The 13393-nt window shown below is 37.3% G+C and carries 10 protein-coding genes and 1 CRISPR repeat array; all 10 genes read left to right on the top strand.

Features of this window, described 5'->3' with window-relative positions; genetic code table 11:
* A partial coding sequence (locus MUB24_RS22040; protein WP_244707717.1) for a CalY family protein occupies window positions 1-258 on the top strand: 258 nt, incomplete at its 5' end.
* A gap of 458 nt (window positions 259-716) precedes the next feature.
* Entirely contained in the window at window positions 717-1433 is a 717-nt protein-coding gene (gene cas6, locus MUB24_RS22045) for a CRISPR-associated endoribonuclease Cas6 (protein WP_244707719.1), read from the top strand.
* Window positions 1434-3131, top strand: a complete 1698-nt coding sequence (locus MUB24_RS22050) for a hypothetical protein (RefSeq protein ID WP_244707721.1) — start codon at window positions 1434-1436, stop codon at window positions 3129-3131.
* On the top strand, window positions 3124-4014 hold the full coding sequence (gene cas7i, locus MUB24_RS22055; protein ID WP_244707723.1) for a type I-B CRISPR-associated protein Cas7/Cst2/DevR: 891 nt from the start codon (window positions 3124-3126) through the stop codon (window positions 4012-4014). Before MUB24_RS22050 ends, cas7i begins: the two co-directional genes overlap by 8 nt.
* Window positions 4011-4721, top strand: a complete 711-nt coding sequence (gene cas5b / locus MUB24_RS22060; protein ID WP_244707725.1) for a type I-B CRISPR-associated protein Cas5b — start codon at window positions 4011-4013, stop codon at window positions 4719-4721. The genes cas7i and cas5b overlap by 4 nt, the downstream gene beginning before the upstream one ends.
* A 2-nt stretch (window positions 4722-4723) precedes the next feature.
* On the top strand, window positions 4724-6997 hold the full coding sequence (cas3, locus tag MUB24_RS22065) for a CRISPR-associated helicase Cas3' (protein ID WP_244707727.1): 2274 nt from the start codon (window positions 4724-4726) through the stop codon (window positions 6995-6997).
* A gap of 13 nt (window positions 6998-7010) precedes the next feature.
* Complete coding sequence (cas4, locus tag MUB24_RS22070; RefSeq protein WP_313898489.1) at window positions 7011-7511, top strand: CRISPR-associated protein Cas4; 501 nt, start codon at window positions 7011-7013, stop codon at window positions 7509-7511.
* Window positions 7512-8501, top strand: coding sequence for a type I-B CRISPR-associated endonuclease Cas1b (cas1b, locus tag MUB24_RS22075; protein ID WP_244707729.1), 990 nt, complete (start codon window positions 7512-7514; stop codon window positions 8499-8501).
* 2 nt (window positions 8502-8503) lie between these two features.
* Window positions 8504-8767 carry a CRISPR-associated endonuclease Cas2 gene (gene cas2, locus MUB24_RS22080; RefSeq protein ID WP_244707732.1) on the top strand — a complete coding sequence of 88 codons (264 nt, stop codon included), beginning with the start codon at window positions 8504-8506 and terminating at the stop codon, window positions 8765-8767.
* Window positions 8768-8948: 181 nt separating this feature from the next.
* Window positions 8949-12700: a CRISPR direct-repeat array (repeat unit 29 nt; unit sequence GTTATATCTGAACGTAGTGGGATATAAAG).
* Between the two features lie 235 nt (window positions 12701-12935).
* Window positions 12936-13235: a hypothetical protein gene (locus tag MUB24_RS22085; protein WP_244707734.1), complete on the top strand. Its 300-nt coding sequence runs from the start codon at window positions 12936-12938 to the stop codon at window positions 13233-13235.
* Window positions 13236-13393 lie beyond the last annotated feature (158 nt).

The raw sequence follows: 13393 nt of genomic DNA on the forward strand, positions 1-13393 counted from the left end.
TACAATGCGGACAAGCTTGATGAAGTCATTTACAAAACAACTTTAGCTAAGCTAAAAGACATGAAACCAGAGGTTATAAATGAAAAGGTTTTCGAACCGATTTTCGATAAAAAAGGCCTCCCTACAGGAGAAATGAACGACCTCGTTGTGAAATTTAATTTTATCGATAATGATAAAGATCAAAATCAATTTCAAGGAGATTCATTAGATCTGACCTGGACATTTAATGCCCAGCAAACAGAAGGAGAGCAAAGATAGCATGATGACAAATGGCAAAGCCTTGGGCTTTGCCATTTGTGATGAAAGCTCACTTTTTCTTCATTACAAAACAAAGATGTCGGCCACTTTTTTTATCTTCGCGGTAGGAGAAACCGTCGGGACTTTTATATTCCACCTTTATGGCTAAGACTCAGGTTATACATTTGAGTTTTAGGTAATAAATAATGCAACTCAACTCCCTGTTTAAAGGTTTAAATTTATAGTATTGTTAAAAGCATATCTGAATGGTTGAAGGATATAAAAATTAATTTATTCTATTGAGAATAAGTAACTTATATTTGAACTGAGTGGGAAAAGTTGTGTTGCTAGGTTGATAGCTTGCTAGCGTGCTAGCGATACAACTTTTTTATTTTTTGTAAAAATCCTTGACAAATGGGCAAAATTATTCTAATGTTTAGGCGATTCATAAAATAATTTAATTGGGAGGTGAAAAGCTGGTGAGAGTACAACTGGTATTTGAAATGACGAAAATCCCGGTAGCTTACAGATTGGGTACGCTATCGATCATTAAAGAAATGATTCGAAATGGTTCTGAGGATTACTATGATAGTCTGTTCTCCAAAGCTAAAAGGAAAATGAAGCCGTTTTCCTATTCAACCTTTATTCCAAATCTCGCTATCGAGGGTGAGGTAATACGCGGAACGGAACTGCACTTGAATATCTCAAGTCCGCACTATGAATTTATCATGTTTCTGGTGAATGGAGCACAAAAAGAGAGAACCTATTTTATTAAGGGTGCAGAAGTCACACTGAAAAAGAAAAGACTATTACCCGATGTCAGGATTTCGGAAAGAAATATTATATTCAAGACGCTATCACCCATATTAATTGAAACCAAAGATGGAAAGCCTGTTTTGGCTACGGACGATGAGTTTAAGAGGGAGTTTCAATATGTCGCTCACCTAATTATCACAGAAGTCTTCGGGAGAGAGCCAAAACAGCCGATTAAAGTTACGCAAACCATGATGACGAAACAAATCATGAAGGAAAACCTTCATCAGAAGCAAAGCAGTGCGCTTTATCTGACCGCCAATAAGGGGTTGTTGCAGTTACAAGGAGATCCGGAAGACCTTCAATGTCTGTACGATGCAGGTGTCAGTATGAGGCGTTCGCTTGGTCTTGGGCTTTTGGATGTCGTTGAGGAGGTGGGATAAATGGATCAAATGAAGGTATCAATGGGGGATTGGGCCCTTACGCAAGGTATGGTTGGTTTTAAGAGAATCCTGAATCATTATAATGTCAATGTTGAGACAACGATTGATGGTATTGTAGTGACTAGGGATCATCTAAAAGTATTGCCCGAGGCATTTTTTTCTTTTTTTCTTAAAAAATACAGTGTTGCCAAGGGCCATGAGAGGCGTCTGAGAAGTTGGCATAGTAAATGGAAAAAGGGAGAAAAGAAGTATAAAAAAGAGTTGAATGCAAGACTGAAAGATATTGAGTCAAAAGTGGGGAAATATTTCAAAAACAATAGCACCGGTATGGAGATTTTGGATTGTGTTGAACGATACAGGGGTGAAAAAGAATATAAAGAAGAAATGGATGGCTGGTTGGAAAAAATTATAAAAGGTGTTCATACCAAAGAAATCGATGAAAAATTGACATGCAACACGTTTAAAGCTGTATACTTCACACCATATTTCGGTCAACCAAGCTTTCTAAACGTCTCCAAAAATTCACTTACTGTTGATGAACAGAAAGCCTTATTTTCGTATGATTACATCAAGCCAGTTTTGGATGAGTGGGATTTATTAAGCCTGATTGATGAAAGAAAGCAAGATGAATGCTTGCAATTATTAGAAGAAACCAATAAAAAACATCCTCTGTTAGCATTTAAAACAACATTTAAGAAAAAAACCACCCAAGAGATGAAACAATACATAGATGAAGAAGTTCTTAAATGTAGTTTTACAGATTTCCCGCTGGGGCTTTTTTCCTTGGAGGAAAGTGTGTTTTCTCCGCTGGCAGTAAGCCTGGGGAATTCTCTGAACAGCACGTGGGACAGCAATGGAAAAAGCTTTTTTCCGATAAGCGCACTGGCGAAGTTGCTACTCTTTTGCGCACCGGCAGGAGCTACTATTTCGAACAGGAAATCAGTGTTCGTGCAGTTTGATGGTTCTTTTGATCAAATCTATCAGGCTAATGAACACTATAACACAGAAACTGATCAGGACAAGTCCTTTGATGAAGTGATTTTCGATTTGGTCAGTGAACAGGAGTTACGGGCGAACTGGCTTGCCAAACATTATTTAATACTGGAATATGAATCCGACTACCAGGCAAAAAAAACATTGTTGGACTATATGATTTTGACACCCGGTTTGATTAAATTATTCCAGAATCATGGGAAATTGTTTGGGTATCTTCATTACACAAACAGAATAACATTTATCAAAAGTTTGATTAAAAATATAGACACCAAGCAATTGATTTTCACCGTTTTAAGGGAAAAGATCAAACAAAGCTATTCGTCGTTGGAAGTAGTATTTATGACGATATTAAGAAATTATGACCAATTTTATAAGAAGGAGGGAAAATTTGATATGGATTCGCAAAAACAACAGAAATATGTCTGGGTGCTATACAAAAGTGGCGAGGCTGTTCGAAGTAAAATTGGTCTGAAAAAGGCACAAGGAATTGCATATCGATTGCTGAACGCTGTACAAGCTGGAAACAAGAACACATTCATGGACACTGTGATGAGGACCTATATTTCTAATGAATTGGAAATGCCATCATTGCTGTTGGAGGTGCTTCATGAAAGTAAAATGGACTTTGAGACAGTCGCAAATGCGTGGATAGCCGGATTGATTTCCAAACCAAATGAAGAAGGAGAGGCTGTAAATGGTTAATAATAAAGCAATTACATTCACTGTTGTATTTCGGGCAAATTCACTGAATTACGGAGAAGGCACTGCAAATATTTCCGAATTGAAAAAATTCCATCGGGCGGATGGCGGAGTATACTCCTTTGCGTCCAGGCAAAGTCTTCGCTATGACATGGTGCGCCTTGGCAATCAATTTTTTGACTGGAATCTGGATGTGGTGGATAAAGAACAGCGGGTGATTCAATTTAAGGAAAAGTGCACGATTGAAGACTCTGTTGAGATGGATTTATTTGGCTACATGAAAACCAAAGCAAAAACAGGTGCGGCTAAGCGATCGGCAGTTGTTCGCTTAAGCCATGCAATATCTCTTGAACCATACAAGAGCGATCTTGAATTTTTGAACAATATGGGACTGGCAAAGAGGATTAATGAGGATGCCAATTTGGCAACCGTCGAACAACATATTAGCTATTATGCCTATACTGTTACAATTGATTTATCGCGCGTTGGGGTCGATGAAGGGATCGAACTGGATACAGAGGAAAAGGTGAACCGGGTTAAACAATTTTTGGAAGTCACCAAGTTTTTAAACCGTGAAATCCGAGGCAGGCAGGAAAATCTTTCCCCGTTGTTTGTAATTGGTGGAGCCTACCCAATACCAAATCCATTCTTCCAAGGGCGTATCTCATTGGATGGAAAAGATAGATTGAATATTAGCTCACTGGAAGACACTGTGAATTCCTCTGTATTCAATGTTTCGGTTAAGGACAGTACACAAATCGGGTATGTACGAGGCATTTTTGAAAATGAAGAAGCATTTGCCAGTATTGCAAAGGCGGGAACAGTTGATGCATTTTATCAAAATCTGGCTGGACAAGTAGATCAATATTACGGTGTTTCTATATGAAAGTTTTGAGAATCAAGGCATTCCAGGAAACCGCATGTTATAAAAAACCCTTTGCCAACAAGGTAACTGAGACGTATCCGCTCCCACCGTACTCAACAGTCAAAGGGATGGTACATGCAGTATTGAACGCCGATAGACTGGTTCCGTTTTCTTTATCGATACAGGGAGATTATGAAAGTCAAATCATTGATTACAGGAAAAACTATTTTGTTAAAAAGCATGAATTTGCCATGCCAATTGTGCTCGATGGAATTGCTGGTGCAATGCCAACCTACCCAACCAGTGTCATGTCGTCCATGCCACTTTATACACATATGCTGTATAACGTTCAGCTAGTCTTTCATATCAAGGCTGAAGATCAAGTATTGGAAGAAATATATAAGGGATTTGAGCAACTGGATTCTTTTGTTGCATTAGGTCGTCATGAGGATTTGTTACGGATTGATGAAGTGAAATATGTGGCATTGGAAGAAACAGATGAATGTGAGACCAAGCATGCGATTTATATACCGAAAAGTCAATTTGCGGAAAACGGACATGGCATACCTTATTTGCTTAACTGGACATACAAAATAAAAAAGGGCTTTCGGGAATGGGAAAAGATACCTGCTATTTATTTGTCTAAACATGAGAATATCAATGAGGAATATTTTGACTCGACCTTCCGAATTGATGAAAATGAATATCCAGTATTCTGGAATAAATAAAAGTGAAAACCAGTGAGATTTCTCATTGGTTTTCTAACAAGGAGGAAATAACTCTGATTATCGCTAAAACAAGACCTGAAATGGAAACACTAAAGCAGCATACACAAAATTTACTAGATAGACATGGCGTATTAAAAAGTGCCTATTTTGAACAAATTCCAGATGAAAGAATATGGGATTTATTGTATAAGGCAGCACAATACCACGACTTGGGCAAGGTAAATAATGACTTTCAAAGTAAAGTGCATCAAGCCCTAAATACCGGGGAAGTGATCGAACCGTCTAAATACGGTCATATACCCCATAATTACCTATCCCCATTCTTCTTGCCAGTTGCCAAATGGGATCTTACAAAAGATGAAAGAAGAGTACTCATTCAAGCGATAGCGTACCACCATGAGAGGAATACCCAGCCCGATGTTTCCCTTTTATCGGATGTACATAAAGAGGAATTGATAGATCATTTCAAAAAGATAGAAGAGGACATGAGGGTTGAAGTTCCTGATAAAGATCAAAAAACCTTTAAGATTACGAACCCTTTAAAATCACAAGACCGCATCACGGAAATCAAAGACGGTAAAGATATTTATTGTCTTTATATATTAATCAAAGGATTGTTGCACAGACTGGATCATGCTGCATCTGCACATGTACCAATCGAGGTTGACCAAAAAGTAGACATTGCACAGCTGACAAAAAAATATATCGAACAAAAAATTAAAAAGCCTCTAAGAGCCCTTCAAGAATTCACCTATCAACATCAAGATAAAAACCTGATCATCGTGGCACAAACAGGAATGGGGAAAACGGAGGCGTCATTATTATGGGCAGGCAAAGATAAAACATTTTTTACGCTGCCAATTAGAGTTTCACTAAACGCTTTGTATAATCGCGTAAATAATGAAATGGAGTATTCAACCGTTGGGCTGCTTCACGGTTCTAGTGCGTCCCACTTGGATCAAAATGGGGATGAAAATTGGGAAGTTATTAATGACCAGTCGAAACACTTTGCCAGCAAATTATTATTTACAACGGTTGATCAAATCTTAAAATTTCCATTTAAATTCAAGGGGTATGAGAAATTTTTTGCTACTATGGCATATTCCAAGGTAGTGATTGATGAAATCCAGGCTTATAATCCATGGATTGTTGCAGTTTTGCTGAAAGCGATTGAAATGATTCACCGTATTGGTGGTAAATTCATGATTATGACAGCCACATTGCCACAAATATATCTCGATGAATTAAAGGACAGAAAAATATTGGATGATGGCTGCGAATATCGGGAATTCGTCGATGAATCCTTTATTAGACACAAAATTAGCATTGAAGATCAAAAAATTGTTCAGGCAGTTGACAGAATATCAACGATGGCTGACAACCATAAGGTGTTAGTCATTGTCAATACTGTAGATCGGGCAATAGAGATTTTCAAACAATTGGATGGGGAAAATGTCCATTTGCTTCATTCTAGGTTTATTCAACGCGATCGTGCTTTATTGGAAACGGAAATAAAAAGATTCGCAGAATCCGATGAAAATGGAATCTGGGTTACTACTCAATTGGTAGAAGCATCGATTGATATTGACTTTGATGTTCTGTTTACTGAGCTTTCTACGATTGATAGTTTGTTGCAACGTTTCGGGCGCTGCTATCGGAAAAGGGAATTGGATCATGACGATCCGAATGTATTCATATACACAAAGGATGTCTCAGGTAGGAAACACGTATATGATGAAGATATTTTGAATTTGACCGAAAAATATTTGTGTCCATTTGATTACCAGTCAATTAGCGAAGTGGATAAGGTGAATTTGGTGAAAAGGATCTATTCAAGAGCTGAGTTGGTGGACACCAAGTTTTACGAGGATTTCAAGAACGCTGTGCATAAACTTGATAATCTGGAGGATTATCAATATACCAACGATGAAGCTCAAAAAATATTGCGTGGCATTCAATCGAGTGACGTAATACCGAGAGCTATATATGACCAAATCATTAATTTGCTTGAAAAATTGGAGAAGGAAAAGGATTCGAATGAGCGGACAAAAATACGCATGGAAATACAAGGCTATACCGTTTCTGTTCCAACTTATAAATACAAAGGTTTGCGATCTCCAGTTGATTTTTATCAGGCAGGGAAAGACGGACGGAAATATAATGTATTGCCTTACGTTGAGGTGTTGGATATTGATTATGACTTTGATTGTGAAAGTTTAAGTGGGATGGGACTGGCAGCTAAGGATACATTCGAGGTTTCTATGAATTTTCTATAGGAGGTGTCGGTAAATGGAGATGGTAAGTGGCGTGCACATTCAGTACTACTTCGTCTGTCATCGCAAACTTTGGTTATTTTCCAAGAACATTCAATTGGAGGAAGGACATGAACGTGTACAAGCGGGAAAATTGCTGCATGAGCGTTCTTACAAAAACGCCGACAAAAAAGAACTTGCCGTAGACAATATTAAAATTGATGCTATCGATGGTGAGTTCGTCAGGGAAGTAAAGGTAACCAGTAGAATGACCAAAGCAGATCGCTGGCAGCTTCTATTCTATTTGTATGAGTTGAAAAAACGTGGGCTAAGCAAAAAAGGGTTGATTAGTTATACGAAAGAAAGGAAAACGGAAGAAGTAATTTTGATGGAAGATGATCAGCGGGAACTGGACAAAATAATTGATCGAATCTATGAAATTGTGGAGCAACCTCACCCGCCGAAAGTAATTAATGCCGCTATTTGTACGAAATGCGCATATTACGATTTTTGTTATGCAGAAGAGGGTGACGATTGAATGAACAAAGACTATTATATTTTTAAGAATGGTAGAATGAAAAGAAAAAATAATACATTTTATTTTATTGATGAAGAAGAGAACAAGAAGTCGTTACCTATTCATCAAATGGAAAATATACATGTTTTTGGCCAGGTTGATTTCAATACGAACTTTTTGAATCTGCTTACACAAAATGATGTGCGCGTTCATTTTTATAATTATTATGGATTTTATAATGGGACCTATTATCCTCGCTCGAAGAATATTTCCGGGTTTACGGTTGTTAACCAAAGCAGACATTATATTGAAAAAGATAAACGAGAGTACTTGGCTAAACAATTTATCTATAGCGGTGTCTTTCACATGCTGCGTAATTTGAGAAACTATAAAAAATATCATGAAGTTGAAACGATTACTGATCGTATTCAAGCCAATATTAAACTGTTGGAGAATGTCCATCGTATTCCGGAAATCATGGGGGTTGAAGGAACCATCAGGCAACTGTATTACTCTGCTTTTAATTATTTTCTGCCCGAAGAGTTTGCGTTCGATGAGCGCACTAAGCGGCCGCCAAGAGATCCATTAAATGCACTGATTTCATTTGGTAATAGTATGTGCTATACAACGGTTTTAACGGAAATATATAAGACGCAAGTTGACCCTAAAGTAAGCTTTTTGCATGAACCGTCGACGAAACGCTTTTCCTTGAGTTTGGATATTGCGGAAATTTTCAAACCGTTAATGGTTGACCCGGTTATTTTCGCTTTGTTGAACCGGAAGCAGATTAAAACATCTGATTTTGAATATATGGAAAAGATGGTTATGCTCAATGAGTCGGGTCGGAAAAAGTTTATCAAAGAATGGACGGAAAAACTGGAAACGACTATCAGACATCGGAAATTGAAACGTAATGTTTCATACAGGTATTTTATTAGGTTGGAGTGCTACAAGCTGATAAAACATTTCATTGGTGACCAACAATATAAACCGTTAAAGGCTTGGTGGTAATTATGTTTGTCATCATTACGTATGATGTTAGCGTTAAACGTGTTGGCAAAGTGTGCAAAAAACTTAAAGAATATTTAACTTGGTCACAGAATTCTGTGTTTGAAGGGAAAATAACTAAGACTTTATTGATGCAATGTCTTCATGAATTGGAAATGATAATCGATGTAAATGTCGACTCGATCTATGTTTATGAAGTCAAAAATCCCAACCATATGCAAAAAACGACCTATGGTATAGAGAAGTCATTTGATGAGATGTTTTTGTGATGCATACTTCAATTGCAGTGAACCCGGTTTTGTGGAAATTGTTGAATGAAAGCTGTTATAATAAGTGTTGTGAGGCAAGTTTTTGAATAGGTAAAATTTGCATTGGAGGTTTACTGCAAAAAAATTTATGGTTAAGCTTTAAAACGTTGATTTAAAAGGGTTTTTGGGCGACTTTTTTAGGGTTATATCTGAACGTAGTGGGATATAAAGCATCATCCACATATAATTGGAATTTGTGTTAGTTATATCTGAACGTAGTGGGATATAAAGTGGATTTTTAGGTCTTGTGCTTCACTGTAGTCGACGTTATATCTGAACGTAGTGGGATATAAAGTCGTAAATTATGATCCTAGTTTTATCGAAGGTGTATGTTATATCTGAACGTAGTGGGATATAAAGATAGACGCCAGATAAGGTTTGTCTCTTTAAATCCTCGTTATATCTGAACGTAGTGGGATATAAAGAATTTGGATACATCTTTCTCATACTTTAAAATCAGGGTTATATCTGAACGTATTGGGATATAAAGCAAGAATGTATTCAGGGCATACATTTCCATGCTGTCGTTATATCTGAACGTAGTGGGATATAAAGTGAATGTTTCGAGAAATTAATAGGGAGTGGGAGAAATGTTATATCTGAACGTAGTGGGATATAAAGAACAATAAAATGGGTATACATCGTCGGTCTATTACTCCTGGTTATATCTGAACGTAGTGGGATATAAAGCTCGTGAGAAGGAAATTGCTGATAGGTTAGCTGAATGTTATATCTGAACGTAGTGGGATATAAAGCAATCTCGATTACAAGGATTTAAAACAAGTTTGGAGTTATATCTGAACGTAGTGGGATATAAAGTTGTATCACACAATGGGAGGTAACGGAATGCGGGAAAGTTATATCTGAACGTAGTGGGATATAAAGAACTCTTGAATATCTAAAGAGTTTGGTTTTTTATCAGCGTTATATCTGAACGTAGTGGGATATAAAGACTAGTCATCACAATCGGCCAGTGGGCCAGATTCGGTTATATCTGAACGTAGTGGGATATAAAGCTAAGACCATTAAAAAGTGCGTTGACAAACTCGTTAGTTATATCTGAACGTAGTGGGATATAAAGAGGAAAAGATTATCAAATAACAGACATCGGAATGAGGGTTATATCTGAACGTAGTGGGATATAAAGGACACCGATAATTACACAAAAGCAGTGCTGGATGCCCGTTATATCTGAACGTAGTGGGATATAAAGAAATCGGAGGAAGTTTCGGAGCAAGCGAAGGAAGAAAGTTATATCTGAACGTAGTGGGATATAAAGACTAAAAATGAAACGCATTCTACGAAAATACATCGCGTTATATCTGAACGTAGTGGGATATAAAGCTAATTTCTCGTAATCAATCGGCTCCTGCTCCGCAGTTATATCTGAACGTAGTGGGATATAAAGATAATGCCGTTTTGAATTTCAACGAATTTTCTTAAGTTATATCTGAACGTAGTGGGATATAAAGTCATTCGCCATTCAATGGACCCGGCTGTCAGCAGATAATGTTATATCTGAACGTAGTGGGATATAAAGTGAGCTGTAACAGGCCTACCAAATCCGATTCCGTTGGGTTATATCTGAACGTAGTGGGATATAAAGGCATCTTCACTTTTAAAACCACTCTTCTTTTTCTCTTGTTATATCTGAACGTAGTGGGATATAAAGTCTTTTGCTTTGGTGAAGAAAGGGACACTTGCAAAACGGTTATATCTGAACGTAGTGGGATATAAAGCCAAAAAAGTGTATCTCCATACTACCGAAGCAGTAAGTTATATCTGAACGTAGTGGGATATAAAGTATGTCTTGCCGCGTTAAAAGCTGTAGGGGTGGAGGTGTTATATCTGAACGTAGTGGGATATAAAGTCGTTTCCCGTCCCATATATACCAGCCGACATCATGTTATATCTGAACGTAGTGGGATATAAAGACGTATTGAGGATAGTGGCAAATGTCGCTCCCTTGTCGTTATATCTGAACGTAGTGGGATATAAAGTTTAAAAACTTTTCGGGCAATGTCCACGAGCGCTTCGAGTTATATCTGAACGTAGTGGGATATAAAGTTGTCGATTCGTTTTCCGCGAAATTTAATCTCCTTCGTTATATCTGAACGTAGTGGGATATAAAGTTGTTCAGCTACTTTCGGATCGTCTAACTCGTCAACGTTATATCTGAACGTAGTGGGATATAAAGTTGTAAAGAGCAGCGTCGGAGAGATCCTCGGGTTCCGTTATATCTGAACGTAGTGGGATATAAAGAGGATTAGGAGAAAGTTTTGACCCGGGGGGTATCTAGTTATATCTGAACGTAGTGGGATATAAAGTTATACGTACACTTAGAAGCCCACTGCGCCACCCACTTGTTATATCTGAACGTAGTGGGATATAAAGCAATTTGCACCGCTGGTAACATAACTTAAATCGACGTTATATCTGAACGTAGTGGGATATAAAGGTTTGATACACGAAAAATCCTTTAAAGCGTTGGTTGTTATATCTGAACGTAGTGGGATATAAAGAAAGAAAGCCGAGATTCAATCACAGGTGGCCAAGTGTTATATCTGAACGTAGTGGGATATAAAGTCAGTTTCGTATCGGTGAGATTGATGAAAATGTCCGTTATATCTGAACGTAGTGGGATATAAAGATTTAAAGGGTTTCGGGGACGGTAAAAAGCAGGCTGGTGTTATATCTGAACGTAGTGGGATATAAAGACGAAGCCATAGAACAGGCACAAGGGGCTTTTGATGAAGTTATATCTGAACGTAGTGGGATATAAAGCTAAGGAGACTTTGAAACGGACCTAGACTTTTACTGGAAGTTATATCTGAACGTAGTGGGATATAAAGTGCGAAATGCATTCTATAAAGCGTATCAACACGGAGTTATATCTGAACGTAGTGGGATATAAAGGAGCGTTTTTTGCATCTTCTAAAGCCGTGCTTGCCTGTTATATCTGAACGTAGTGGGATATAAAGAGGACATGTGGACAGGCGTTAAAAAGCAATTTAACGTTATATCTGAACGTAGTGGGATATAAAGTTTAAACGAATGGGGAACGATACGTAACCCTAACCCGTTATATCTGAACGTAGTGGGATATAAAGTACGATTGCATTCGCCACTCGCTCATACGTTTATATGTTATATCTGAACGTAGTGGGATATAAAGGAAAAAGAAGCAAAAGAACTAAAAGATTTGTCCCCAAGTTATATCTGAACGTAGTGGGATATAAAGGGAGTGGAATGATCGAAATCAAAAATATGACATTGTTGTTATATCTGAACGTAGTGGGATATAAAGATTTTCGGCGCCCATGTCTGCGATAAGGCCGTGCTTGTTATATCTGAACGTAGTGGGATATAAAGATATAAATGAGTATTACACTTTAACACTCTATGTATTGTTATATCTGAACGTAGTGGGATATAAAGATTAAATACGCACGATATCGCGGTGAGATCAAAAAGTTATATCTGAACGTAGTGGGATATAAAGATAGCCCGTATCGCTATTTTTACCACGCACAGAACCGTTATATCTGAACGTAGTGGGATATAAAGATATCAAATGTATAAAGGTGGTGAAATCCATTGAAAAGTTATATCTGAACGTAGTGGGATATAAAGAAAAATAAAAGGACCCCAAATGGAGCCCTTTTGAACGTTATATCTGAACGTAGTGGGATATAAAGCTGTACCAAGCTTCGCCCGTGTGATAGCCGCATTAGGTTATATCTGAACGTAGTGGGATATAAAGTAACAATAAACGGTAATCGCGATGGTTTTAGAATGAGTTATATCTGAACGTAGTGGGATATAAAGATTGGTCGAGCAAATGCAATTGCTAAACAACTAGAAAGTTATATCTGAACGTAGTGGGATATAAAGGAGTTAGGAGCATTAGAAATTCTCATTATAATATAAAATATACCCTATATGAAGGGGATACAATTACTAAGAGTTTCGAAAAGAAAAATAGCGAAGACATTCATTTTAGAATAATCAAGCATCCGGAAACAATTAGTAATTGAATGATCTAAAGTAAAAAGAAAGGCGGGTTTGTAATTATTCATTAAATATTTTCATAAAAAATATTTTTTATAATGGGATGGGAGGCAATGATATGCCAAGAGAGAATGGTGTAGCTGTCACGATACGTGTTATAGGTGTATTAGAAATAATCGCAGGAATTATTATTGGCTATGCAACTGGTTACGAACAAAGTTATTACTCCTATGGGGAGATGAATTGGATAACATTCTTTACGTGGGTTGGGGTTGCTGCAGTAACAGGTACCTTGACTATTGGATTTGCTGAAATTATTAAGCTTCTTGCTGAAATTAACTTTAAATTAAATAAAGATGATAATTCTGAATCAGACCAGGAAAATCAAGAGGAACTAGAAGAGAATAACAGCAATTAAAAGTAAAACTTGATCATTAATTAGCTATTATCATTAGTAACTCAAGTTTCGGAGTAAAAAAATACTCATAACTCCTTGCCATACTTGGCTTTTGATTGAAAAAAATATTAAGTAAACACAAAAAACACCCTATTCTTTGGTAAAATATTGGTATCGAC

The sequence above is a fragment of the Lederbergia sp. NSJ-179 genome (assembly GCF_022867885.1).
GTDB lineage: Bacteria > Bacillota > Bacilli > Bacillales > Bacillaceae_C > Lederbergia.